The 25,636-nt window shown below is 38.3% G+C and carries 19 protein-coding genes and 2 rRNA genes (1 of these 21 only partly in view); 10 read left to right on the top strand and 11 right to left on the bottom strand.

Annotated elements, in window-relative coordinates; genetic code table 11:
- The 5 genes from IGL15_RS02160 to IGL15_RS02140 form a co-directional block, all read right to left on the bottom strand.
- Positions 1-917: ribosomal RNA gene (locus IGL15_RS02160) — 23S ribosomal RNA — on the bottom strand; it reaches 1,998 nt to the left of the window's first position.
- 344 nt (positions 918-1,261) lie between these two features.
- Positions 1,262-2,821 (bottom strand): 16S ribosomal RNA (locus IGL15_RS02155).
- Together the 16S and 23S rRNA genes form the textbook arrangement of a ribosomal RNA operon.
- A 671-nt stretch (positions 2,822-3,492) precedes the next feature.
- Positions 3,493-3,849 carry a Spx/MgsR family RNA polymerase-binding regulatory protein gene (locus IGL15_RS02150; protein WP_002286247.1) on the bottom strand — a complete coding sequence of 119 codons (357 nt, stop codon included), beginning with the start codon at positions 3,847-3,849 and terminating at the stop codon, positions 3,493-3,495.
- 13 nt (positions 3,850-3,862) lie between these two features.
- Positions 3,863-4,273, bottom strand: coding sequence for a Spx/MgsR family RNA polymerase-binding regulatory protein (locus IGL15_RS02145; protein ID WP_002286258.1), 411 nt, complete (start codon positions 4,271-4,273; stop codon positions 3,863-3,865).
- Positions 4,274-4,603: 330 nt separating this feature from the next.
- Positions 4,604-6,808: an ATP-dependent helicase gene (locus IGL15_RS02140; protein WP_104765542.1), complete on the bottom strand. Its 2,205-nt coding sequence runs from the start codon at positions 6,806-6,808 to the stop codon at positions 4,604-4,606.
- Positions 6,809-7,025: 217 nt separating this feature from the next.
- Here IGL15_RS02140 and IGL15_RS02135 point away from each other — a divergent pair, with 217 nt between their 5' ends.
- Positions 7,026-7,709, top strand: a complete 684-nt coding sequence (locus tag IGL15_RS02135; RefSeq protein ID WP_002286265.1) for a YoaK family protein — start codon at positions 7,026-7,028, stop codon at positions 7,707-7,709.
- A gap of 80 nt (positions 7,710-7,789) precedes the next feature.
- Here the strand turns inward: IGL15_RS02135 and IGL15_RS02130 are convergent, their stop codons facing one another.
- On the bottom strand, positions 7,790-8,509 hold the full coding sequence (locus IGL15_RS02130; RefSeq protein WP_002321450.1) for a deoxynucleoside kinase: 720 nt from the start codon (positions 8,507-8,509) through the stop codon (positions 7,790-7,792).
- A gap of 312 nt (positions 8,510-8,821) precedes the next feature.
- On the bottom strand, positions 8,822-9,028 hold the full coding sequence (locus IGL15_RS02125) for a hypothetical protein (RefSeq protein ID WP_002286271.1): 207 nt from the start codon (positions 9,026-9,028) through the stop codon (positions 8,822-8,824).
- A gap of 245 nt (positions 9,029-9,273) precedes the next feature.
- On the opposite strand from IGL15_RS02125, the gene IGL15_RS02120 reads away from it, so the two are divergent.
- From IGL15_RS02120 to IGL15_RS02110, 3 genes are all read left to right on the top strand, one after another.
- Positions 9,274-9,876 carry an accessory gene regulator B family protein gene (locus tag IGL15_RS02120; protein WP_002296063.1) on the top strand — a complete coding sequence of 201 codons (603 nt, stop codon included), beginning with the start codon at positions 9,274-9,276 and terminating at the stop codon, positions 9,874-9,876.
- 140 nt (positions 9,877-10,016) lie between these two features.
- Positions 10,017-11,297, top strand: coding sequence for a sensor histidine kinase (locus IGL15_RS02115; protein WP_002325307.1), 1,281 nt, complete (start codon positions 10,017-10,019; stop codon positions 11,295-11,297).
- Between the two features lie 12 nt (positions 11,298-11,309).
- Positions 11,310-12,038 (top strand): LytR/AlgR family response regulator transcription factor, encoded by a 729-nt coding sequence (locus tag IGL15_RS02110; protein WP_002286278.1) that lies wholly within the window; start codon positions 11,310-11,312, stop codon positions 12,036-12,038.
- A gap of 68 nt (positions 12,039-12,106) precedes the next feature.
- Here IGL15_RS02110 and IGL15_RS02105 read toward each other — a convergent pair whose 3' ends face one another.
- On the bottom strand, positions 12,107-13,633 hold the full coding sequence (locus IGL15_RS02105) for a zinc ABC transporter substrate-binding protein AdcA (RefSeq protein WP_002327458.1): 1,527 nt from the start codon (positions 13,631-13,633) through the stop codon (positions 12,107-12,109).
- A gap of 158 nt (positions 13,634-13,791) precedes the next feature.
- On the opposite strand from IGL15_RS02105, the gene IGL15_RS02100 reads away from it, so the two are divergent.
- Complete coding sequence (locus tag IGL15_RS02100) at positions 13,792-15,066, top strand: AI-2E family transporter (protein ID WP_002298490.1); 1,275 nt, start codon at positions 13,792-13,794, stop codon at positions 15,064-15,066.
- 59 nt (positions 15,067-15,125) lie between these two features.
- Here IGL15_RS02100 and treC read toward each other — a convergent pair whose 3' ends face one another.
- The 3 genes from treC to IGL15_RS02085 form a co-directional block, all read right to left on the bottom strand.
- Entirely contained in the window at positions 15,126-16,754 is a 1,629-nt protein-coding gene (treC, locus tag IGL15_RS02095; RefSeq protein ID WP_002349850.1) for an alpha,alpha-phosphotrehalase, read from the bottom strand.
- 455 nt (positions 16,755-17,209) lie between these two features.
- Positions 17,210-19,921 (bottom strand): FtsX-like permease family protein, encoded by a 2,712-nt coding sequence (locus tag IGL15_RS02090; protein WP_104765541.1) that lies wholly within the window; start codon positions 19,919-19,921, stop codon positions 17,210-17,212.
- Between the two features lie 9 nt (positions 19,922-19,930).
- Entirely contained in the window at positions 19,931-20,632 is a 702-nt protein-coding gene (locus IGL15_RS02085) for an ABC transporter ATP-binding protein (protein WP_002296067.1), read from the bottom strand.
- A gap of 184 nt (positions 20,633-20,816) precedes the next feature.
- Here IGL15_RS02085 and IGL15_RS02080 point away from each other — a divergent pair, with 184 nt between their 5' ends.
- From IGL15_RS02080 to IGL15_RS02060, 5 genes are all read left to right on the top strand, one after another.
- Positions 20,817-21,416, top strand: coding sequence for a cysteine hydrolase (locus IGL15_RS02080; protein WP_010727298.1), 600 nt, complete (start codon positions 20,817-20,819; stop codon positions 21,414-21,416).
- 80 nt (positions 21,417-21,496) lie between these two features.
- Positions 21,497-22,510, top strand: coding sequence for a ribose utilization transcriptional repressor RbsR (gene rbsR, locus IGL15_RS02075; protein WP_002298484.1), 1,014 nt, complete (start codon positions 21,497-21,499; stop codon positions 22,508-22,510).
- 108 nt (positions 22,511-22,618) lie between these two features.
- Positions 22,619-23,536 (top strand): ribokinase, encoded by a 918-nt coding sequence (gene rbsK / locus IGL15_RS02070; RefSeq protein WP_002286294.1) that lies wholly within the window; start codon positions 22,619-22,621, stop codon positions 23,534-23,536.
- Positions 23,537-23,563: 27 nt separating this feature from the next.
- The gene (gene rbsD, locus IGL15_RS02065; RefSeq protein ID WP_002286295.1) at positions 23,564-23,959 is read left to right on the top strand and encodes a D-ribose pyranase; all 396 of its coding nucleotides are present in this window, start codon (positions 23,564-23,566) and stop codon (positions 23,957-23,959) included.
- The gene (locus IGL15_RS02060; RefSeq protein WP_002286296.1) at positions 23,959-25,332 is read left to right on the top strand and encodes a PTS transporter subunit EIIC; all 1,374 of its coding nucleotides are present in this window, start codon (positions 23,959-23,961) and stop codon (positions 25,330-25,332) included. The genes rbsD and IGL15_RS02060 overlap by 1 nt, the downstream gene beginning before the upstream one ends.
- Positions 25,333-25,636 lie beyond the last annotated feature (304 nt).

Genomic DNA, 25,636 nt, shown 5'->3' with positions numbered 1-25,636 from the left:
AGTCCAAACAGTGCTCTACCTCCATCATTCTCAATTCCGAGGCTAGCCCTAAAGCTATTTCGGAGAGAACCAGCTATCTCCAAGTTCGTTTGGAATTTCTCCGCTACCCACACCTCATCCCCGCACTTTTCAACGTACGTGGGTTCGGTCCTCCAGTGCGTTTTACCGCACCTTCAACCTGGACATGGGTAGATCACATGGTTTCGGGTCTACGACTACATACTCAAACGCCCTATTCAGACTCGCTTTCGCTGCGGCTCCGTCTCTTCAACTTAACCTCGCATGCAATCGTAACTCGCCGGTTCATTCTACAAAAGGCACGCCATCACCCATTAACGGGCTTTGACTTGTTGTAGGCACACGGTTTCAGGTTCTATTTCACTCCCCTTCCGGGGTGCTTTTCACCTTTCCCTCACGGTACTGGTTCACTATCGGTCACTAGGGAGTATTTAGCCTTGGGAGATGGTCCTCCCGGATTCCGACGGAATTTCTCGTGTTCCGCCGTACTCAGGATCCTCCTAGGTGTCTTCCACATTTCGTCTACGGGGTTTTTACCCTCTTTGACTGACTTTTCCAAGTCATTCGACTATCTGAAAGAACTACCATATTGGAGTCCTACAACCCCAACAAGCAAGCTTGCTGGTTTGGGCTTTTCCCGTTTCGCTCGCCGCTACTCAGGGAATCGAATTTTCTTTCTCTTCCTGCAGGTACTTAGATGTTTCAGTTCTCTGCGTCTACCTCGAATGTGCTATGTATTCACACAATCGTAACATCCTATTAAAGATGCTGGGTTCCCCCATTCGGAAATCTCTGGATCATAGCTTACGTACAGCTCCCCAAAGCATATCGGTGTTAGTCCCGTCCTTCATCGGCTCCTAGTGCCAAGGCATCCACCGTGCGCCCTTATTCACTTAACCTTATCAACCTTACGGTTGGGTTTTGATCCTTCTTCTAGCGATAGAAGTTAGATCAAGAAAATAAGCAATTGAACTTATTAAAAAACTCTATCCAGCTCACAAATCAGCCTGTACGGCAAAAAGATCGATCGTCTCATAAAATCAAAGATTTTATAGCCGTCCGCCTATTTTGCTTCAGGCTAAACAATTTGTTCAGCTTTCAAATTCAACGCGGTGTTCTCGGTTTGTATTACTTACATTTACTTCAAATATCCAGTTTTCAATGAACAAAAGTGTTTGAGAGTAAACCTCTCAAAACTGAACAAAGTAAAAACAAATTGTGTAGTCTCCGTAATATTCCTTAGAAAGGAGGTGATCCAGCCGCACCTTCCGATACGGCTACCTTGTTACGACTTCACCCCAATCATCTATCCCACCTTAGGCGGCTGGCTCCAAAAGGTTACCTCACCGACTTCGGGTGTTACAAACTCTCGTGGTGTGACGGGCGGTGTGTACAAGGCCCGGGAACGTATTCACCGCGGCGTGCTGATCCGCGATTACTAGCGATTCCGGCTTCATGCAGGCGAGTTGCAGCCTGCAATCCGAACTGAGAGAAGCTTTAAGAGATTAGCTTAGCCTCGCGACTTCGCGACTCGTTGTACTTCCCATTGTAGCACGTGTGTAGCCCAGGTCATAAGGGGCATGATGATTTGACGTCATCCCCACCTTCCTCCGGTTTGTCACCGGCAGTCTTGCTAGAGTGCCCAACTGAATGATGGCAACTAACAATAAGGGTTGCGCTCGTTGCGGGACTTAACCCAACATCTCACGACACGAGCTGACGACAACCATGCACCACCTGTCACTTTGCCCCCGAAGGGGAAGCTCTATCTCTAGAGTGGTCAAAGGATGTCAAGACCTGGTAAGGTTCTTCGCGTTGCTTCGAATTAAACCACATGCTCCACCGCTTGTGCGGGCCCCCGTCAATTCCTTTGAGTTTCAACCTTGCGGTCGTACTCCCCAGGCGGAGTGCTTAATGCGTTAGCTGCAGCACTGAAGGGCGGAAACCCTCCAACACTTAGCACTCATCGTTTACGGCGTGGACTACCAGGGTATCTAATCCTGTTTGCTCCCCACGCTTTCGAGCCTCAGCGTCAGTTACAGACCAGAGAGCCGCCTTCGCCACTGGTGTTCCTCCATATATCTACGCATTTCACCGCTACACATGGAATTCCACTCTCCTCTTCTGCACTCAAGTCTCCCAGTTTCCAATGACCCTCCCCGGTTGAGCCGGGGGCTTTCACATCAGACTTAAGAAACCGCCTGCGCTCGCTTTACGCCCAATAAATCCGGACAACGCTTGCCACCTACGTATTACCGCGGCTGCTGGCACGTAGTTAGCCGTGGCTTTCTGGTTAGATACCGTCAAAGGATGAACAGTTACTCTCATCCTTGTTCTTCTCTAACAACAGAGTTTTACGATCCGAAAACCTTCTTCACTCACGCGGCGTTGCTCGGTCAGACTTTCGTCCATTGCCGAAGATTCCCTACTGCTGCCTCCCGTAGGAGTTTGGGCCGTGTCTCAGTCCCAATGTGGCCGATCACCCTCTCAGGTCGGCTATGCATCGTGGCCTTGGTGAGCCGTTACCTCACCAACTAGCTAATGCACCGCGGGTCCATCCATCAGCGACACCCGAAAGCGCCTTTCAAATCAAAACCATGCGGTTTTGATTGTTATACGGTATTAGCACCTGTTTCCAAGTGTTATCCCCTTCTGATGGGCAGGTTACCCACGTGTTACTCACCCGTTCGCCACTCCTCTTTTTCCGGTGGAGCAAGCTCCGGTGGAAAAAGAAGCGTTCGACTTGCATGTATTAGGCACGCCGCCAGCGTTCGTCCTGAGCCAGGATCAAACTCTCATAAAAAGTTCGAACAATCTTGCGATTGTTAAGCTCAATTTGTTTGCTAGCATATTGCTTGCTTGTTAAAAATGTTTGTTGTCTTGAATTGAATCAAGACGCCCTACACATTTGGTTTGTCTTACTTTGTTCAGTTTTCAAAGGTCTACTTCATCGAGAGTGTTTCCCGATTCGTTTTTGACTGCCGTAGCAACTTTTATATCATATCAGAGAGACAAGCGATTGTCAACTCTTTTTTAAAAGTTTTTTCGATTTCGTTTTTCGAAATCTTTCAGCAACTCATTTATCATAACTTATCATTTGTTATTTGTCAAGAATTTTTTTGAAGTTTTTTTCGATAGAATCAAGCTTCGCAAGTTGTTCTTTTTTAACGACTCAGTTATCTTATCATGTCATTTCTAACATGTCAACAACTATTTTATATGTTTTTTAAAATACTATTTTATTGCTTTGCTACTTAAAACAACAGAAATGAATATATCATGTAAATTTACACATGTCAATATATTTTTAACTCTATATCCCCACCTAGATTTGAATTTTGACCACATAAATTGAGCATGTCTCTATAGTAGAAAAATAAAGTCAAAAAAAGAACACATAACACGCTTGATGCTAAGTGTTCGACTGTTACAACTGTATGAAATGCTCAGTGACTTGATTAAAACAGTTAAAGTCTATTTATTTAAGATAAGCTGTTCCATCAACTGCTCATTGTATCCAATAAATAGAACTTCATCGATAATAATCAAAGGACGTCTGAGGAGATTGGTATGTTGTGTGCATAAAAAAATCAGTTGTTTTTTTCCTACACAGGAAAGGTCAATCGCAATGTTGTGAAAAGCCTCAGACCAAGTCGCAAATAGCTGTTCTGCTTGCACTTCTTCAAAACTGCATAATTCTTCTGCTTCTTCTGTACTTAGATCGCGTTCTTCTAAGTCAACAAATTGATAAGGCAATTGATGGTGTTCTAACCATTGTTTCGCCTTCAGACTTGTTACACAGTGCGCTGATCCATAGACTTTCACTTCCACGAAGGCTCCCTCCCTATGAATTTAAGATGTTATTGTTTTGTAAATAGATCAGATTTCTGGCAACACATCGAATTTCACGAGGGACAAATGACCGGATCTCATCTTCATTAAATCCGATTAGTATTCTTTTTTCATCAATCAAAATAGGTCGTCTCAATAATGAAGGATATTCTTTGAATAAGACGATCATTTGCTTTAAAGTTAATTCGTTAAAATCTATGCCCAGCTTTTCGTAAATTTTCGACCGAGTGGAAATAATATCTTGAACTCCTCCTTCAGTCGCTGCCAAGATCTTTTTGATCTCACTTTCTGTTAACGGTTCGGCAAAAATATTCTTCTCTTCAAATTCAAGTTGATTCGCTTGCAACCATGCTCTTGCTTTTCTACAGGAAGTACAGCTAGGCGAAGTATATACTTTTATCATTTTCTCACTCCTTTTTAATTATAATCCAATTCTACAGTAATTTCTTTTAAAATACCAATTATTAGCTAATAAAATATAAAAAAAAAATCAAAATAACTGATTATTTACGTTTGAATAATGAGAATTATTCTATATATTCTCTATTTTGATAATAGTATTCTCATTTTCAAAATAAATAAGGGAGGTGTGACAAAATTCTTGTCACACCTCCTTTTTCCGAATAAACGGTGTTCCAGAAATAGCTTCTTCGAAAATAAGCTGAAATTTCACAAAAATTTGAGAAGCAATTTTCGTACATTCCATCTTCTTTCTTGAAACTGACCACTTCTGTCACACCCTCTCTTCTATCACTTTCCTTTTTTTCACACGACTCCCGGTTTCTTTGATAAATCTCGATACTTTCAATTTTCTTGAATTTTTCATTTGAGGTACACATAGATACAGACGATTTCTTGCTCTAGTCATCGCAACATAAAATAGTCTTCGTTCTTCTTCTATCGTCGTCACTGGTTCTGCTTTTATTTCATTAAAGTCGATTACTTTCTTTTCTGTCGCTCCGTTATAAGGCAAACTTCCTTCGTTACAACCAATCAAAAAGACATTTCGGTAACTAAGACCTTTACTTTTGTGAATGCTCTGGATACATAGTGCATCAAGTTTTCCTTGTCTGTAAGCAATCAAGCGGGTTTTTAATTCTTTAGCTGTCGCTTGGGTTTCTTGCGATAAGGCTTGGAGTCTTCTGAAAGTAGCATGCTGCTTTACTTCTTCTCGTATCCATTCTTGATCACTCTGGTCGATTTCCTTAGCTATACGTGGCAGATGAAGATAGCTTTGAACAAGCGAATAGATTTCTTGATGCTGGTCTGTTTTACGCAACGCTTCCTCAAACTCTCGGATTTCTGCAGATTTCGATTTTAAATTGGGGCTTATCGACAAAATATAATCTGCAACGGCTATATTTTGATATTTAGGAGAAAAGTATTGATCGCATTCACTTTTTTTCAGGTAGCAGTCTGCCATCAGCTGCCGGAGCAATTGCTGGTAGGCCTGATTTTTCTTTTGCAGATTCAGTGCTGTTTGCCAATGAACAATTTTTTGATAGAAATGTTGGAAAGACTTGATACCAAAGATACCTTCATATGGACTATCTGCTTCCAGTACAAAAGGAATATTCGTTTTCAGCAGAGATTGGACAAGCTGCTGCGTTTGTGAAGCTGATCGGTATAATATGATTGATTCCTTATATTTCCCATTTTTTTGAATAAATGTCTGAATTTGTTTGATTAGCCACTGACTTTCTGCTTTAGTATCAGAAAACAAATAGGCTTCCATAACGCCTGCTTCTTTTTGTGCTGGAATCATCGCCTTTGGTATCCGATCATTTTTATTATAGCTGATCAATCTATTTGCTCCTTGGACAATAGCTGCCCGAGAACGATAATTAGTTAATAAGAAAAGAGTTTTGGTAGGATATTCTTTTTCAAAGTTCTTGATGTATGCTGGCTCTGATCCTCTGAATCCATAGATACTCTGATCATCATCTCCAACAACAATCAACTTGATCCTGTTTTCCTTTGTCATCCGTTTCACGATTTCCCATTGAAGTGGATTAGTATCTTGAAATTCATCAATGAATAGATAATCATATTTTTGGCCGATATAATGCTGGATCTCCTCATTCTCCAAAGCGCTTTTCAGATTTTGGAGTACATCATTGAACTCTAGCAATTGCTGGCTTCTTTTTTGTTCTTGGAGTTCCGTGAGCAATCCATACAGTCGTTCTGATATCGGCTGTCGTGCATTCTTATCAATGGAATCATATTTTTCTTTAACTAACTGAACCATTTCTTCTACTGAAAGGTTCATATTCTGCCAATAGTCTAACCGAGAAGCAATCGTTTTTTCTCCATATTGATCAAATATATAAAGATTATATTTACGTATCAGCTGTTGCAAAACAGCATTCACTTTTTGTGCAGTATCCTTTGAAAAGTCTCCTTGTATTCCTTGCATTGCTACTTCAGGAAATTTTCGACAAATTTCATTGTATATCCTAAAAAAGATACTATGGAATGTTCCGATATGGACAGCGGTTTTTCTCTGGCTGAAATTATCTACTCGTTTTTTTAGTTCATTTGCAGCGTTCCTTGTAAAAGTGATCATTAGTATGCGTTCTTCGTCTACTTGTTTTTGCGTCATCAGATAAACAGCTTTTGCACAGATTGTTTGCGTTTTGCCGCTCCCAGCTCCTGCTATGATTCGAAGATGTTTCTTCATATCATATGTGATAGCTGCTTTTTGTTCTTGATTGAAGCGATTATAGGAACGTTTCTCCATCATTTTAAAGAAAGAGCTGTTTCCTTCACTTTCTTTTACTTGTACTTCTTCCTCAATAAGTCCGGGTGCTTCGCCATAAGCCGCTTCATAGGTAGCAATGATTTCTTCTTGTAGCCGAAAGACTTGTTGAAGCTTTTTATACTTGTTCTCCCAGCGTTTCAATTCTTTTTGTAATCGGAGAATTTCTTTTTCATTCAACTGATTGATTTCCTTCCCATCTTTCTTCTTTGAATTTGTTTATTTCAAGTTGGTTATTTAAAGTTTCGTTGTCTATTTTTTCTTTATACTAACAGACCTTTCTAAAAATGAAAATGGGAAGCGATATGATTTTGGTTTTCTGAAAATTTTTCCTTTTTTTCAATCGTTTATGCTAAGATAAGGAAGACAAAAATATTCATAAAAGGTGATGAAAAAAATGCAGACTTCCTTTCACGAGGGGCGTACAATAGGACTTTTGCTGACATTTATCGGAGGAGCCATGGACAGTTATACTTATATCCAATATGGTGCTTTTGCCTCTGCTCAAACTGGCAATATCATTCTATCGATCATCCAAGCATTTGACGGAGAATGGCTAAGTGTTGGTAAAAAAGTATTGTCTACCCTTTTCTTTTTCTTAGGGATTCTTCTAACAAAGTATCTAATTGATTATTTTAGAAAAAAAGAAAAACATTTCTGGCGCTTGTTTGTTCTATATTATGAAGCAGTGATTTTTTTCTTTGTTAGTTTGACACCCGTCCATGAGCATCCCGCATTAGTAACGATTTTGATTGCTTTTACTGCATCGATCCAGTGGGTAGCTTTTGATAAAATCAACGGGCGTGCCTACACTAATTTATTTACAACTGGAAATTTAAAAGGGGTAGCAACGAACTTATATGATTATTGTATTTCTAAAGAAAAAGCAGATTTTGATCGATTTTTCCACTATCTAAGTGTCGTTCTTGCCTTTATCGCAGGAGCTATTGTCCTTGTTTTCTGTCATCATCTGTTTGGCGCCCATTCGATTTTGATCGTTTCCATTTTATTTTTGATCATGGCCCTCACTCAGACATTTCATTTATGGCAATTTTATCATACGAATCGGTTCACTATTTGATCTCAATGAATCAAAAAAACTAAGCAAGATGCTGCTCACAGAGAAATATCTGCGAGTGAGCAATTTGCTTAGTTTTTATATTATTTAGTTGTAAAGATACCCTTTGCTTTCGGGTTATTTGTAGTGTAGCGGATCGACTGGGCATCTGCCTCTTCTGTCATTTTCTTTGCCCGCATCTTGATTTCTTGTACGATTTGTTCTCCACATGCCGGATCGGCTACGAAATCATATTTGTCCCCATCAATCACTATTTTGGGACATATATCAAACTGTTCATACCACTCTTCGTATCGTCGATTGAGTTCTTTATAGTAGGAATAGAGTTCAGGATCTTGTTCTAGCTGTTCATATTCCCGGCCTCTTTTTTTGATTCTCGCTAACATAGTTTCAAAGGATACACGAATATAAACCAGTAGATCTGGTTTCTTTTGTGGCGAAATTTCTTCTAACTCCTTCAGCATCGTTTCTAAAAGACCTTCATACTGCTTTACTTCTACTTCAGAAACACGCCCTAAATCTGCATTCAAATGAAACAGCATACTATCTTCGTAGATGGAGCGGTCTAGTACATTGTCATCATGGCTGAAAGCATCTTTGATTGCCAAAAAGCGTTTGTTCAAAAAGAAAATCTGTAATAAAAAAGTATACTTTTCTGGATTAGAATAAAATAGCGGCAATACTTCATTATCTTCCACGTTCTCATAAAAAGGTTTTGTTTCTAAATCTTGGGCAAGCATTTCAGTCAGTGTGCTTTTCCCTGCACCGATCGTTCCTGCAACAATGATCACAATTATCGGCATCCTTCCTGTAATAAAATCTGTTCTTCATTTTACTACTTCATTTATAGAAATAAAAGCCTTGACTTTATCTGCTCCTTAAAAGCTACTTCTCTAAAAGTAGCCAAAAGTAACTCCTATTCATGAAAATAAAGGCTGTGACAAAAGTCTTGTCGCAGCCCTTTTTTCAAATAAACAGTATTCTCCTGCCAACACCTCGGTCACAAGTGGCAATATTCATAAAACATGAAAAGCTGTTTTTTAACATTATTCCTTGTAACTCAGAGCTAAACGGAGACTCACAACCTCTTTATGCTCTCAACATTTTATCTGTTTTTATTCTTCTATTGTACTTGATTTGCGTACAACTAACTGCCAGTGCAGATTATGAGCGGTATCATTGTCTTCTACTGCGCATTTCATGACACGTATCATCACACTATTTTCATAGATTTTTTCTATTTTTCCTTTTATTGGTGATTCAAATAAATCAGATTTAAATGCATATGTTTCGCCGACTTCAAACAATTGTTCATTTTCCATAAGAATCCCTCCATCACCTTTTATAAGGTCAGTAATTTTTTTAACATAAATCACTCGAAAAAGCACAAACTTGTCATAAAAAGTACTTTTCGTATCAAAACTGTCACTTTTTTTGGTAAGGTTCTTGGAAAACGAAGATTTTTTTAGGAAATCATGACGGTTTTGATGTCAAAACCACTTTTTATGAAACAAAAGACGTTTTTTATTTTTTTTAGCATAAAATTTGTGGTGGAGGTACGTATGAGATGAAAGATAAAGTTGTGAACAAATTATTAGAAGCCTTATTCAGCGGAGACAAATCGGAAGAAGATATGGTGTATGTCCAAGTAAAATTTGCCTTAGAAGTTTTATTGAATAATCTTGGAAAACTAGCGGTCGTTCTAGTCTTTTCTCTGGTGACAGGCTCATGGGCGGAAACAGGAATCACCTTTCTTTCTTATATATGCATCCGCAGATATGCTTATGGATTGCATTCCGACTCTGAATTCGTTTGTCTGCTGTGGACACTACTTTATTTATGGGGCGTTCCCTTGGTGATGAAACATCTGCAATTGACTATCTCCTTCCCAATGATGGTCTTTTTGTTAATCAGCTGCTTTTTGTTACTGCTTCGCTATGGATCAAGAGGTACAGCAATCAATCCCATTGAACCCGAGAAACGTCCCCCATTATTAAAGAAGGCGATCAGCATGTTTCTAATTTTTTCTCTCATTACTTTATTTTTCTCAGCTTCTTACTTTTCTACCTATTTGCTACTTGGGATTGTTTTAGAAATAGCTACGTTGCTTCCTATTACAAACTACTTGATGAATTTTGGAGGAATCTTTCATGAAAAAAACAATCATTAAACAATTAACTAACTTATCTGACTTTTTTGTATCTGGCTGCTGCTTTGGTATGAGTTCTGAATTCAAAATCCCTGAAAAATTAAAAAAATAATACGCTAATTGTGCTATAATTTGGTAAAAATCAATGGGAGCTGTACTTTATGTTTTTATGGTCCATAGCGTTGCAATATTTGATTTACACAATTTGTATCTTATTGATTGACCATCACATCCGATACAAATATCTGTTTGCGGGAGTCATTCTGATTTCTTGTATTTTGATTGGATGGGTCTATTCGATTTTAGGGATTTTTACTGCTCTAATTGCTATAGGAATGCTGATGCTTACTTTTTTCTTCTTTTCGACTTCGCGTCAACAATTGGTTTACGCGCTTCCTTTTGGGTTATTGACGTCGCTTTTAGGAGATCACTTAACAAGCATCGGCGATTTTTTTGTTTTGAAATCTTCGGTTATTGAACCAGGAGATTCATTGCAGTATTTTCACATTGCCTTATCCGCTTTTTTATCTGCTTTATTAGCTTTTTGTTTTAAAAAATCGTTAGAGACTTGGTTTCACACTGTGGACCGCCGTATGATCGGTACGATCGGGACATTGATATTATTTACATACTATATCATTATTTTTTATACCCGTTTTTCTGGTGAAACACCTGATGTCTTAGCTTTGAATACGAGTTTTTTCATTCTATATCTGTGTGTTGGCCTGATCATCTTGGTTTATTATTGGAAAATCTCTAATAAGAAATTAGCTGATCAGTTATTAGAGCAACAAGTCAGGATGCAACAGGATTATATCAAAGATCTAGAAAAAAACTATCAAGACTTGAGAGAATTCAAACATGATTACCAAAATCTGCTTTTTTCTCTTCACAGCTATATTTCAGAAGGCGACTTAGAAGGATTACGGTCTTATTATGATCAAACGATATTACCTACACGCCAGATGATGAACCTTTTTCCGGCCAATCTAAGTATGTTGGATAATATGAAAGTTCCTGAGATCCGTAGTTTACTGTCATTAAAACTCATGATGGCACAGGAAAAAGGGTTGGTCGTCCAGCTTCATTTTCCTGAGCCAATCGAACTGGATACGAAACATACGGTAAACCTTGTACGTATGCTTGGTATTATCTTGGACAATGCGATTGAAGGAGCTAGTGCTGCAAAGAAGAAAAAAATCGAATTGACCATACTCAAGAAGAATCATTCCGTGATGATTCGTGTGATCAATACAACAACAAATACATTGCCGTTAAACCAGTTGAAACAAAAAGGGTTCTCAACAAAAACAAATCCAAAAAACGAAGGCCTTGGCTTGTTTATCTTGGATGAATTGACAAAGACCAATCCTTATCTTTTCCTTGAAACATCAATTGAAAACCAGCGTTTTTCTCAAACGATTTATATACAAATAAAATAAAGGAGTAATGATATGATTCCCATTTATATTTGTGAAGACGATCCAAAACAATTAGAAGTTTTATCAACGGTGATCAAAAATAGAATCATGATTGAAAACTTAGACAGTTATGTCCATATTTCTACCTCTGATCCGGAAGAACTTCTCAATGCAGCCAAGATCAGAACTTCTTCTTTTGGTATTTACTTTTTAGATATCGAACTAGAAGACAGTGAAATGGATGGTGTAGCGATCGGTAAATTGATCCGTGAATTAGATCCTTTAGGAAAAATAATCTATGTGACTTCCCATACGGAAATGTCGATGAAAATCTTAAAAAGCAACATTGAACCGACTGATTATATCGTCAAAGAGGATCTTTATGATTTAAAAGAAAATGTCGAGCATATCCTGAGCAAAATTTTCGAAGATTTTCAAATGTCCCAGATCCAAAAAGATATCTTCAAAATAGAGTTTAATGATGAGATCAAATTTTTACCGATCAAAGACATCCAATATTTTTCTACTTCGCTAGGAGCACCACATAAACTGGAAGTCCATTTGACTCATGCCCAATTACAATTCTATGAGAAGATCAAAGAAATCGAGAAAATGCATCGGAATTTTATCCGTTGTCATAAATCCTATGTTATCAATACACAAAATGTGCGGTCGATTAATAAAAAAACCAGAGAAGTCACGTTGGCAAACGGCGAGACTATCCCAGCCTCTATCCGTGGATTAAAGAAATTGATTTCATAAAAAGAACCGAATAGTTTGGACCGACTAAATGACCAGCCGATCCAAACCCTTCGGTTCTTTTTTGCCTATCAGTGCAAAAGCATTTCCTGTGCAATTTCACGTCCATCCATTGTATCTGGATAAAATGTTGGCCAATTCTCCATTTCTTTCAGCAATGCTTCTTGACTTTCATTTCCTGCATATAAATGAAAATGTTCGGAGTCAGCCGGTGCAATCGTGTGATCACTGAATTGAATATATCTAAAAGCGCCACTTTCCTTATCTTCTGCTTCGAATAGATACCTTACGCCACGGTTGCCTGCCTCGTAGGACAAGATTTCTTTCCCTACATAACGATAATTTGAACGTTTCGTTGTTCCATCCTTAAACGTAAATGCCATCTCTTTCTCACTGATCTTGATTGAAGCAATATCTGTTTGATAGCCCTTCGTATAATATTCTTTATATTCTTGTGCTGTCTTATCCTGATTCAATTTTTCTTTATATTCAAAAACAGGATCAAAAGTCCCATCTTCTACATACGTATCTACTGTCTGCCAAGTTCCTGCCCAATCTGAAAGAGAGCGATCTTGTACATCCTCGTCTTCGAAATAACCGTTATAGACGCTCTTTTCTTTTTTGGGGGTCAAAGTATCTTCTAACGGGTTTTCTGTCTCTGTCGTTTTTTTCAACGCTTCGAGGTTTGATTCCATGATAGAAAGATAGTTTTCTCCATTTTCTATTTGTTCATTCGTCAATCCTTCCAAAGGATTCAATACTTCTAAAGATACACCTGCTTCGTTTGCTAACGTTCTGGCAATACTATCTTTGGCGTTTTCTTCAAAATAAATATAGTTGATTCCATGTTCTTTAACAAAGTGTTTCAGTTCAGCAATTCTCGCCGCAGACGGTTCTTCACTAGAAGAAAGACCAGCAATCGATACTTGATTCAATCCATATTCTAATGCCAGATAGTTGAATGCAGCATGTTGCGTGACAAAAGATCTTTGTTTTGCTTGCTTAAAGGTTTCTTGATAAAGCTGATGGAGTGCTTGAAGTTTCTCGGTATAGGCTGCTGCATTTTTTGTCCATACTTCCTGTTTTTCTGGGTAAGCTTCAATCAGCTGATCACGTATGTTTGCTACCTGCTTGATTGCTAAACTTGGAGCTAGCCATACATGTGGGTCTAGCTCATGTGTATGGCCTTCTTCCCCGTGTTCATGGTCATGATCATGTCCTTCTTCACTTCCCGGAAGTAAAAGCATACCTTCTGTCGCTTTTATCGTATGGACATTGCCTTCTTGTAATGTTTTTTGGATTGCGGGGACCCATGTTTCCATGTTTTCATCATTATAAACAAAGATATCTGTATCTTGGATCTTTGCCATGTCTTTAGCAGAAGGTTCATAATCGTGGGAATCAGTCCCTGCTGGAATCAATAACTCTACTTCTCCTTCATCCCCGACGATTGCTTTTGTAAAATCATACATAGGATAAAAGGTCGTCATCACGCTCAATTTTTCTTTACTGTCCTCGGCTTTCCCACTTGCCCCGCCGCAAGCAGTTAACATACCTGCTAAAACCAGCATGGCCAATATACCTATCAATCGTTTCATTTATGACACTCCTCTTCTCATCTTCTTTCATTTGAATGTTCCGATTCGCCTTTTACAAACCGTAATAGTTACGTTTTAGCAACAGGATTTAATTTATCATATGGTTAAAAGAACTGTCAAGCGTTTTCTTATTTTAATTGATGAGAAAGTTTATATGAATGATTGACGATATTTTTGCAATCAACCTCTATCATTTTCCTTTTATACCCGCTTTTGTCTATAATGAAGTTATAGATAAAGGAGGAAAAAGAGTGAAAAAAGAAACAGATACAACGAATCGTTTGATCCGCTTTTTAGGAGGAAAAACCTCTTACTATGTTTTAGGAATAGTTATCTTACTTGCGCTGATCATTTATTTTTTCCATCAGATCTCGTTTATATTCAAGCCTGTCGGAATCATTATCGCTACTATCTTGCCCCCATTATTGTTTGCACTGATCTTGTATTATCTTTTGGAACCAGTCATCAAACGTTTGAGCAAGCACCTTTCGAGGAACTTGTCAGTCATTATCGTTTATGTGATTATTTTATTTTTATTGGGGCTTGGAAGCGTATGGCTTGTTCCTTTTCTTGAAGAACAGGCAAAGACATTGATCAGTAGTTTGCCAGATTTGTTTCAAGATTTTCAAGAGAGTCTCCGACAATTTTTAGAGAAAACACCTTTTGCCGATTCATTTAATCAATTTTTCGCTTCTATTGACGACGTGACGTCTGATATAGCTGGATTTATTGGAAATTATTGGGAAAGTGGCGCACAACGGATCAGCAACATTTTTTCAACTGTTACAGCTATTTTTATTACTTTATTTACTGGTCCAATTGTCGCTTTTTTCCTTTTGAGAGATCCTCAAAAATTTTATCAGTCAGTTTTAGCGATTGTCCCACCAGCATTTCGTACAGATTTTAAAAATTTGACAAAGATTGCTAATCAACAATTGGGTTCATTTCTAAAGGGGCAAATCATTGCTTCATTTATCCTTGGAGCAGTCTACTGGGTTTGTTTCTTACTGATCGGATTAGAATTTGCTAGTGTTTTAGCTATTTCTGCTGGGTTGTTATGTATCATTCCATATATTGGGCCGTTTATCGCCTTCTTTCCAGGTTTGATCATTGCATTCCAAGACTCTACTTTTATGGCTGTCAAATTTGTCATTGTCTGGTTTGCCGTACAACTTCTCCACGGTGACTTGGTGATTCCTCGAGTAATGGGTGATCGTTTACAGATCCATCCGATTACGATCTTAATCGTTTTACTTGTCATGGGTGATCTAATGGGAATTGTGGGCGTTATTTTTGGTATTCCTATCTATACGTTAGTCAAATTACTCGTTACTTTTATTTTCCGTAAATTCAAACAACGCTACAATAAATTTTATGGCGATAAAGGAGAGTATGAAAACTCTTCATTTTCTGAAGAAGATTATTTTAAATAAAACACAAAACGTCGATCTTACGAGAATAGCTCGTAGGAACGACGTTTTGTGTTTTTGTTTTAATTTTTCAGCAAAGCAATTGCCTGGTATGGTTTTAGCTCCAGACTTTGATGAAGAACAGTATCGGAATAATTATCGATAAGAATATTGGCTTCTGTGAATCCTTCTGGGATGGTGATCCTTGTATCTTTATCATAGAAATTTGTTAATACAAGCAGCTGCTGTCCTTCAAATTGGCGAAGAAAGCCATAAACTTCCGGATGATTTGCTTCATAAGCATGATAATCTCCTTGTGCAACGATTGGATATGTTTTTCTCAGCCGAATCAATTTCTTGTAATAGGACAAAATAGAATCTTCAGAAGATAGTTCTTTTTCTACATTAATCTCTTCTAGCTTGCCTCCAACTTTTAACCAAGGTTTCCCTGTAGTAAATCCTGCTTGTTCTGTGTCTGACCATTGCATGGGTGTTCGAGAGTTATCGCGAGATTTTGCTTTGATCCGACGAAACGCTTCTTTTTCTGTGAATCCTTGTTCAAGGAGTAACTTATAAGCATTCAAACTTTCTACGTCAATATAGTCGGAAATCGATGAATAGTCTGGGTCGATCATGCCGATTTCTTCTCCCATATAAATATAGGGCGTCCCACGGTTCAAATGGATCATGGTTGCTAGCATCTCTGCTCCTTGTTTTCGATACTGATCGATAGCTACAAATCGATTGAGCGCACGTGGCTGATCATGATTATTAAAAAATAGAGCATTCCAGCCGTTACCCTCACTCATCTTTTCTCCCCATGTATGAAATAGTCGCTTTAATTCTGCAAAATCAAATGGAGGAGTAGACCATTTATTCCCATTTTCATAATCGACTTTCAAATGATGGAAATTAAAGACCATTGATAATTCTTCTCTACTAGGTTCTGTATACAAGATACAATTTTCGATCGTCGTAGAGCTCATTTCACCGACTGTGATGATAGTGGAATCCGTCCCAAACGTTGCTTGGTTCAATTCTTTTAGATACGTATGGGTGATTGGTTTGTCCGTATATTCAGGTTTGCCATCATTTTCTTTATTATTTTTCAATTGTTCGTCTTTACCGATAACATTGATAACATCGAAACGGAATCCTTTTACCCCTTTTTCCATCCAAAAACGAACAACTTTGAATAGTTCCTCTCTTACTGCTTGGTTCCGCCAGTTCAAGTCAGCTTGTGTCCGATCATATAAGTGCAAATAATATTTCCCCGTATCTCCAAATGGCGACCAAGCACTTCCACCAAATTTTGATACCCAATCCGTTGGCTCTTCTCTTAAAATGAAGAAGTCCTGATAATGCTGGTCCCCTGCTAGTGCTTTTTTGAACCATTCATGTTCTGTCGAAACGTGATTCAGCACCATATCGAGCATGATTTCTATCCGGTATTTCTTTGCTTCGGCTATTAGCTGTTCGAATTCCTCCATCGTACCAAAGATAGGATCGATGGCTGTGTAATCAGAGATATCATAACCGTTGTCTTTTTGAGGGCTTGGATAAATAGGGTTTAGCCAAATCATGTCGATGCCTAGATCATTCAGATACGGGAGTTTTTCTTTGATTCCTTTTAAATCTCCAATTCCATCACCATTACTGTCTTTGTAAGATTTGGGATAGATTTGGTAAATGACTTTGTCTTTAAATGTCATGGATATTTACCTCCATTCAACTGATTTATTACCTACCGCAACTTATATATACAAGTTATCATTTATTATTATAACTGAACCGAAAGCGTTTGTAAAATTTATCTTTATACATTCTAAGAGGTCTGTTGCCCAATAAAAAACAAGAGATCAGACATGTATTTGTCTATCCTCTTGTTTAAAATAGCAAAATATTCTTGTTTCTTCTATAAATGGTGTTCAAAAGCTTTTATCTACGGCAATCAGTCTTCTCAAATGTAAAACATGAGGAGCTAATTTTATTTGAGTATTCTTTTTGCTCGATGCAGGACGGCTTTTTTACAACCTCTGATTCACATGGTGTTCAATTAGCAGCTGTCCTTCGGTATTAGCTCAAAAAACGGCAAAATATGAGAAACTATTTTGCCGTTTGTTTCTCTAATACTCAGGTCAAACCGCTGATTTCACAACCTCTGTTTTTATTCATTCGATTTCAACGCATCAATCATATCGATATGCTTTAATTTGAAATGGGTAACAATCATCACAATAACCGTAAATACGATAGTTAATCCTGCTGATAAGACATAAGCCCACCATGTGATCACTAATGGAAAGATGACATTCTCCATAGACGCTTGTTGCAAGATGAAGTCAGTCAATATATATCCTACACCAAATCCTCCGATGATTCCTAAAAGAGTAAAGATGATATTTTCTCGAACAATGTACATCGTGACTTCTTTATCAAAAAATCCAAGGACTTTTATTGTAGATAATTCGCGTACACGCTCGGAAATATTGATATTAGTTAGATTATACAAGACGATAAAAGCCAGCAGTCCTGATAATACGACAAAGATTAAGACAACCGAGTCTAAGTTCGCCATTGATTCTTCTTGCGTTTCGATTTGTTTGGACATGAAAGACGTATTTGTCACAGCGTCTGTGGCAAGCAGTTTCTCGGAAAGCATTTCTTCTTCTTTTGTTGTCATCTTATCTGTACGCAGCAAAAATGCATTATCCATCATCGATTGATCAGTAACTGAAGCATAATATTCAGGGGACATATAAATAAAGCTACCTAGATAGTTTTTCACGATTTCTTTTACTTCGACTTTCCATTCTTTTTGATCTTCATCATAAAGCGAAATATGATCTCCTGTAGATAAGTCAAATAGTTCTGCTGCTTTTTGCGTAATAGCGATTCCTGTTTTAGGCAAGGAGCGTGGGTTCTCTTCAAGATCAGTTAAATGGATAAAACGATCCAAATCAGCTGTTTTACTTGGTACGATCACTGTCAGACTTTGCGAAGCATGTCCTTTTTTTCTCAATTCTACGGTTTGAGTATGAATAGCTAGGATCTCATTTACTTTTTCTTGCTTCTGCAGCATATCCGCTGCTTTTTGACGACTATCTTCCGTGGATGAATCCAATGTAACGATTGCTTGATAGTCAATGATCGGTCCAAATTGTTTGGCTGAGACAGAACTTAGAGAATCTTTCAATCCCACGCCTGCAACCATCAGCCCGGCACATCCAGCAATTCCGATAATCGCCATAAGCATTCTTGACTTATATCGGAAGAGATTTCGGTAACTGATTTTTTGATTAAAGCTAAGGCGTGACCACAGCGGAGTGATGTATTCAAGAAAAATGCGTTTCCCTGGCTTCGGTGCTTTCGGTTGAAGCAATGCAGCAGGCCGTTCTCTTAAATCTTTGAATAAAACGATCATTGCAGCGCCAAATGCGGCAATGAAGAATGCGGCAGCTGCTTGTAAAATCGGCGACCAGTCATAAAAAATAAGCGCACTCCCAATATCATACCGCTCGTTAGACAGCTCAAAAATGATCCTTGGCAAAAGATTCGTTCCTAATATCGTTCCTAAAACAATGCCTATCCCTGAGGCTAGACTTGCATAGATTGCATATTTTTTTGCGATTTCAACTTTCGTATAACCTAACGCCTTTAATGTCCCGATTTCCCTGCGGTTTTCTTCTACCATACGTGTCATTGTCGTAAAGGTGATCAATGCGGCAATAAAGAAAAAGAAAACAGGAAAAACATTGGCAATCGCAGCGATACGATCAGACAGATCACCAAATTCTTGAAAACCGACATTTTCTGAACGTTCATTGTATAGGTATGATGGTTTAGTTAAATTTTCAATTTTTTCTGCATTTCGATTCAATTCTTCCTCTGCAGAGGCCAGTTCACGTTCTTTCTCAACTAATTGCCTTTCTTGTTCAGCAAGTTGAGCTTCTTGTTGAGATAATGTTTGAACAGCGATTGTTCGTTGCGCTTCAGGAAGCTGCTGGATAGCTGCTGACTGTTGCGCTAACTGTTTTTTAGCATCTTCTAACCGTGTTCTTGCTTGCGTTGTTTGTGCTTTGCCATCAGCTATTTTTTGCTGTGCCGGTTCTAATTCTTCGTTGGCCGATTTTTTCAGCTCTTCTAAGCGTTCTTCAGGGCGATCTTGTAAATACTTTTCTATCTTTTCTTGATTTTGCTCCATTTTATCTTTGTAAGCTTTGCTGTACGTATTCAAATTCTTTACGTTTGTAAAATCAAGATATAAGACAGAATAAATATCTGTTTTAAAAACGGATTCAGGTAAATAGACAAAATAATCGACGCTACCATTTCCGACGTTCGCGTATCCTCTCTCCAAATTGTTGATGAACAATGGAGAACGGACAAAGCCCGTGATGGTATACTCTTTTTCTTTCAATTCATCTGAATCAATCTGATAAATATCACCGATTTTATACCCTTCATCTTCCGCTTTTTCATCCAATACAAGCTGGTTTGGTTTTTCCGGGAGTTTTCCATCAGTTAATTGTAGCTTGTTCTGCTTGTTATTTTTGTTATAAGAAAATATTTGAATCACTTCGTTTTTGCCAGTATTGGAATAATAGATCTGTTTTCCTGTTTCTACTTTTGCATCTGGGATCTTTTCTGCTTGAGCAATATCTTTTTGTGTCAAGCCACCAGTAGAAACGATTTGCAAATCAGAAAGTCCTGCTGTACCAACATAGTGATCCATCGTTTTTTGCATGACAGGTCCAGCAGTTTTGACACCTACAAATAAAAGTGTTCCTAGCATGACAATAAGGATGATTGCAATGAATCGTCCTTTAGATTGCCGAATTTCGCGAAAACCTGCTTTAAGATATGTTCTTGTTTTCATAAAATCCCCCTACCATACAATCTCATCAATGGATGAAGGATGATCATTTAATTCAACAGACCTTACTTTAGCATCATTAATATGAATGACTCTATCAGCGATGGGCGCTAAAGCAGAATTATGTGTAATGATCAAAACGGTATTGCCGTGTTGTCTGCTAGCGTTTTGCAATAATTTCAATACTTGCTTGCCCGTTTCAAAATCCAGCGCGCCTGTCGGTTCATCACATAAAAGAAGTTTGGGATTTTTAGCTAGTGCACGAGCAATTGAAACCCTCTGCTGTTCGCCTCCTGATAATTGGGACGGAAAGTTATTCAATCGATGAGCTAGGCCCACTTGCCTCAATACCTCTACAGGATCAAGCGCATCAGGAGAAACTTCCGTTGCCAATTCCACATTTTCTTTTGCTGTTAGATTAGGAACGAGATTGTAGAATTGGAAAACGAACCCTACATCTGTTCGTCGGTAAGCAGTAAGCTGTTTATCTGAAAATTGCGCAATATCTGTGTCATCAATAATGATCTGACCTTCATCAGGTGTATCCATCCCACCTAAAATATTAAGAATCGTTGACTTTCCTGCTCCACTTGGACCAAGTATAATCACTAATTCGCCTTTTTCAATTGAAAAAGAAATATCGTCATTTGCTGTAATGGTCGTTTCTCCCATTTTGTATCGTTTGTATTCATTTTTTACTTCGACATACTTCACTCTGATTCCTCCATTTTCACGATATTTCTCGCTATATCTATGCATCGAATGCGTTTTCTCACACTTATTTATTTTACCACTGAATTTCTCTAGACTAAAGAAAGGAATCCTTTATTTAGTTGACAAATAAACGATTTATGATTTACTCACATAAAAAACATTGTTATTTGAAAGAAGGAACATCATGAATGATTTAAAGGAAAATATGATTTTTGATTTATCAAAAACTGCTTTTGTCGCGATCGACATGCAAAAAGGGATCGTAAATAACGGTACACTCTCTCCACACACTGCAGCATCTATTCTGACAAACAATGATTTGTTAGCAAAAACATTGAAACGTACCGCTGCCTTGAAAGTTTTAGTGAACGTAGACATCTCCACTTTCCCTTATTTGAGTCAACAAACTGATATGGGTGGAATGACTGCTTCTGTACCTCCAGAATTCACTGACTTGTTGTTGAAGGATTCCTTGAAAGATACAAACAATATGTTGACTATCACAAAATACAATCCAAGTGCCTTTTTTGGTACTTCTCTTGATCTTCAACTTCGCCGGCGTGGAATCGAAACTATCATTTTAAGCGGTGTAGCGACAACAAACGGTGTATATGCTACTGCATTAGATGCCTTTCAACATGGGTATCATGTCGTACTTGCTGAAGATGCTTGCAGTGATCGTGACAAAGAATCCCATCAATTGTTCATAAAAAAGATATTTCCGAAAACTGCACGAGTACGCTCAACGAAACAAATAATCGAAGCTATCCAACAAAGCAAATAAGTACTGGCACACGTGATTTTCATTTACTTCTTTTTGATTTCATGGGAAAATAACCACAGGATTTAGATAGGAGTATGAACATGGTGAAAAAAAAGATCACAATCAAAGAAGTCGCTAAACTTTCCGGCGTTTCAATCACAACTGTCTCCTTGATATTAAATGGAAATACGGAGAAATTCAGTCCGAAAACTGTTCAGAAAGTTTTAGCTGCCAAAGAAGAATTAGGCTATCAGCCTGACTATTTTGCTAGACAAATGATTACCAAGGAAACGAAAACAATTGGTGTACTCGTTCCTGATATCACGAATCCATTCTTCAGTACACTGATGCGAGGAATTGAGGATATCTTGTATAAGCAGAATTTCGTCACGATATTATGTAATGCTGATTCTGATCATCAAAAAGAAATCGAATATCTAGCCGAGCTCACACGTCGAGGTGTGGATGGATTCATTATCGCGACTTCTGCTGTCTCTACAGATGCAATCAACGAAAATTTGAAAAAACAAGGCCGGCCCTTCATTGTTTTGGATCAGAAAAAATCTGAAGGATTTAGTGATGCCGTACGAACAGACGATTTTCGCGGTGGTTACCTAGCGGGCATGCACTTGCTTAGTCTAGGTCATCAAACGATCGCCCTTGTCTATCCTGAAAATCCGCCGGAAAATGTCCACGCTCGGATTGAGGGGTTTAAATCTGCTCTTGATGTTTACCAAATCTCTCACGACCAACTGATCCTCTTACCTACACAGTTCTCAAAACAAGGTGGCTACCAAATCACAGCAGAACTTCTTGATTCTGCTGCAACTGGTGTGTTTGCTTTAAATGATGAATTAGCTTTTGGATTATATCGCGGATTAGAGGAATCTGGAAAAAGCATTCCTGAAGACTACAGCATTATTGGCTATGATAATATAGATATGTGCGAGTATATCAAGCCGAAACTGACAACGATCGCACAACCGATCTTCGAATTGGGACAAACATCTGCCAAATTATTGTTAGATCGGATCCAATTCCCAGAAAAAGAATGGGAAGAAAAAAGATTACCTGTACGATTAGAAAAAAGATTTTCAACTGCACCCTTGAAATAGCTTTCAAGGTGTGCTATATTTTTATCGAACTATTAAAACGTTTTACTAAAACGTTTTAAAAAATAATTTTTCCCATCAAAATAAATGAGATAGTTGGAGGTTTGTAAAATGAACACGGTTACAGTAATTGGAAGTATTAATATGGACACTACCCTTCGTTTAACCAACATGCCCAAGCCAGGCGAAACAATGCATGCGCATGAGATTTTTCACGCTGGCGGAGGTAAAGGTGCCAATCAAGCAGTGGCAGCCAAACGTTCAGGCGCACGGACATCTTTTATTGGAGGCGTTGGGGCTGACAGCGAAGGACAACAGTTATTAGATCTACTGACAAAAGAAAACATCGATACATCTGGGATAGCTGAAATCCAAGGCGCCACAACCGGACAAGCAATGATTATGGTAGACGCAGCAGGAGAAAATAGTATCTTGATCCATGCAGGTGCAAATAATGCTTTCCATGAACAAGAAGTCCTAAAAAACAAGCAACTGATTACAAACAGTGACTTTATTATTGCTCAGTTTGAAAGTAGCTTAGATGCGACGATCCTAGCTTTTTCTATTGCAAAAGACGCAGGAAAAACAACGATCCTGAATCCTGCACCAGCTCGTGAAACGATCCCTACTGAACTACTTGAAAAAACAGATATCATTATACCAAATGAAACAGAAACAGAAATCATTACAGGAATCAGAGTGACAGATCATAACAGTTTGGTCGCAGCAGCCGAAAAACTCCATGAATTAGGTATTGGAACAGTAATCATTACACTAGGCAGTGCCGGCGCTTTCTATCATACAGAAAAAGAACACGGTATCGTCCCTGCTTTTAAAGTGGATGCCGTTGACACAACAGCCGCAGGTGATACATTTATTGGCGCATTAAGCAGCACACTTCAGCCAGACCTTAGTAACTTGAAAGAAGCGATCCTTTATGGAAATCTAGCCTCTTCTGTTGCTGTGCAGTCTTATGGTGCGCAACCTTCTATCCCTTACCGCGAAGCTTTAGAACAATCAGCAGTCTAAAATTAACAATGAGAGGAAGAAACAAACATGAAAAAAGGAAAAGTAATCAATTCAGATATTTCACGAGTAATCGCACAAATGGGGCACTTTGATAAATTAAGTATCGGGGATGCAGGCATGCCTGTCCCCTTTGGTACTGAAAAAATAGATTTGGCTGTCTCAAACGGTCTTCCAAGCTTTTTATCTGTTTTAGAAAACGTTTTAGAAGAACTTGAGGTACAATCGATTGAATTGGCGGAAGAAATAAAGACAATGAACCCGGAAATATTGGAAAAAATCAAATTATTGTTACCAGATACACCGATTAGCTTTATCCCACATGAAGAAATGAAAAAAGAGTTGAATAACTGTCATGCATTTATTCGTACAGGCGAAATGACACCTTACGCCAATATTATATTAGTGAGTGGAGTGGTCTTCTAATGGAAACGACAATGAATCCTGAACAGATGGTACTGTCCGAGCAGATTCATATGCTGATTGAACAGTTGGGAGGAAAAGACAATATTGATTCTGTCCTTCCATGTGCGACTCGGCTTCGTATCAAATTGAAAAAACAGCCAGTAGCCAATGCAGAAAAATTAAAACAGCAAATCCCTTCCATTAAGTATTTCATTTTACTCGATAGATATGCAGAAATAATCATGGATCAGGGATTGGCTCCTGCTTACAAGGAATTAACGCGTCAAATCGATCATTCAGCTCCTAAAGAAAAGCTAAATCCGATCGAAAAACTATTTGGTTTGATATCGGAAATCTTTACGCCGATCATTCCGCTGTTTGCCGGTTCTGGTATATTAAAAGGTCTGGTTGTTTTAGCGACTACGATTGGCTGGCTTAGTGAAACAAGCGGAACTTATCATATTTTGTCTGCTGCGTCGAATGCCGTCTTTTATTTTCTGCCAATCTTTCTTGCTTTTTCTGCCGCCAAAACGTTTAAAGTGAATGGATATATTGCGGCTGTCATTGCTGCAGCACTGATTGAACCGAATCTGACCTCTTTACTTTCAGACAGTGGCAAAGCAGCTACTGATTTTCTGGGGATTCCTGTAGTACTGATGCAGTATACGTCTACTGTCATGCCGGCGATTTTAGGTATTTTCTTTTATTCTTTTGTTGAAAAATTCCTCAAAAAATATATTCGCGAAAATATGCAATTAGTATTTGTACCTTTACTTTCATTAGTTATCACGGTTCCTTTGACGTTAATGGTATTCGGGCCTGCGGGTGTTTACCTTGGCGAAGGTTTAGCTGCCGCAATTACTTGGATGATGGATATTAACGGACCGATCAGCGGCGCAATCATCGCTGGTGGTTGGAATATTTTGGTAATATTTGGTATCCAATGGGCTGTAAACCCTGTCATGATCAGTAATATCTCTGCTTATGGGTTCGACCGAATCGTTCCGTTGACAGGAGCAGCCAATTTTGGAATGGCTGGTGCAGCTTTAGGTGTATTTCTACGAAGTAAACGTTCAAAAACTCGTTCGATCTCCGGTTCTGCTTTTGCTTCGATTTTACTTGCGGGAGTGACCGAACCAACTGTTTACGGAATTGCGATCCCATTGAAAAAACCATTTGTTGCTGCTTGCATTGGTGCAGCTGCTGGTGGAGCTGTAATGGGATTTGCCCAAGTGAAAGCGATCGCTTTTGTATTTGGTAGTCTGACCACATTGCCTGCATTCATTTCCGGTACTTTTTTCTGGTACTTAGCAGGACTGGCTGTTAGTCTAGTCGTAGCAATGATTACTACTCTCGTTAGCGGGTTTGATGAAGACCTAATGTCTTATGAATAGTTAATGAAAAAGACTGAAGTATGAGATGTTTATCACATATTTCAGTCTTTTTCTTTTTAGGATCATTATTTTTATAAATTTTTGTGATACTTTCCAAACTTTGGTATAATTTACATATGCATAACCATTTTTATCCCCACTTGTTTATCCCCAAACAAAGGTGGTCTATGCAATAAAATGAACGTCAATGAAAAACGAATGAATGCTCGTTGCTTATTTACAAATTGTTTTATTTAGAATACACAGACAGATTTATGAAAAGAAAAAGCTTTTCGACACGATTATCTGTTCCAAAAAATGTCTA

Origin of the sequence: Enterococcus sp. DIV0436a (assembly GCF_051711605.1) — a bacterium.
In the GTDB taxonomy this organism is placed as follows: Bacteria; Bacillota; Bacilli; order Lactobacillales; family Enterococcaceae; genus Enterococcus_B; species Enterococcus_B faecium.
The sequence above is the reverse complement of the archived record's forward strand: the minus strand, read 5'-3'. Positions and strand labels throughout refer to the sequence as shown.

Excerpts from the sequence above, each read along its gene's own strand:
- IGL15_RS02130 (WP_002321450.1), bottom strand. The coding sequence starts at position 8,509 with ATGCCGATAATTGTGATCATTGTTGCAGGAACGATCGGTGCAGGGAAA.
- IGL15_RS02110 (WP_002286278.1), top strand. The coding sequence starts at position 11,310 with ATGATTCCCATTTATATTTGTGAAGACGATCCAAAACAATTAGAAGTT.
- IGL15_RS02090 (WP_104765541.1), bottom strand. The coding sequence starts at position 19,921 with ATGAAAACAAGAACATATCTTAAAGCAGGTTTTCGCGAAATTCGGCAA.
- IGL15_RS02105 (WP_002327458.1), bottom strand. The coding sequence starts at position 13,633 with ATGAAACGATTGATAGGTATATTGGCCATGCTGGTTTTAGCAGGTATG.
- IGL15_RS02100 (WP_002298490.1), top strand. The coding sequence starts at position 13,792 with ATGATTGACGATATTTTTGCAATCAACCTCTATCATTTTCCTTTTATA.
- IGL15_RS02125 (WP_002286271.1), bottom strand. The coding sequence starts at position 9,028 with ATGGAAAATGAACAATTGTTTGAAGTCGGCGAAACATATGCATTTAAA.
- IGL15_RS02080 (WP_010727298.1), top strand. The coding sequence starts at position 20,817 with ATGAATGATTTAAAGGAAAATATGATTTTTGATTTATCAAAAACTGCT.
- rbsK (WP_002286294.1), top strand. The coding sequence starts at position 22,619 with ATGAACACGGTTACAGTAATTGGAAGTATTAATATGGACACTACCCTT.
- IGL15_RS02060 (WP_002286296.1), top strand. The coding sequence starts at position 23,959 with ATGGAAACGACAATGAATCCTGAACAGATGGTACTGTCCGAGCAGATT.
- IGL15_RS02120 (WP_002296063.1), top strand. The coding sequence starts at position 9,274 with ATGAAAGATAAAGTTGTGAACAAATTATTAGAAGCCTTATTCAGCGGA.
- rbsD (WP_002286295.1), top strand. The coding sequence starts at position 23,564 with ATGAAAAAAGGAAAAGTAATCAATTCAGATATTTCACGAGTAATCGCA.
- IGL15_RS02145 (WP_002286258.1), bottom strand. The coding sequence starts at position 4,273 with ATGATAAAAGTATATACTTCGCCTAGCTGTACTTCCTGTAGAAAAGCA.
- IGL15_RS02135 (WP_002286265.1), top strand. The coding sequence starts at position 7,026 with ATGCAGACTTCCTTTCACGAGGGGCGTACAATAGGACTTTTGCTGACA.
- treC (WP_002349850.1), bottom strand. The coding sequence starts at position 16,754 with ATGACATTTAAAGACAAAGTCATTTACCAAATCTATCCCAAATCTTAC.
- IGL15_RS02115 (WP_002325307.1), top strand. The coding sequence starts at position 10,017 with ATGTTTTTATGGTCCATAGCGTTGCAATATTTGATTTACACAATTTGT.
- rbsR (WP_002298484.1), top strand. The coding sequence starts at position 21,497 with ATGGTGAAAAAAAAGATCACAATCAAAGAAGTCGCTAAACTTTCCGGC.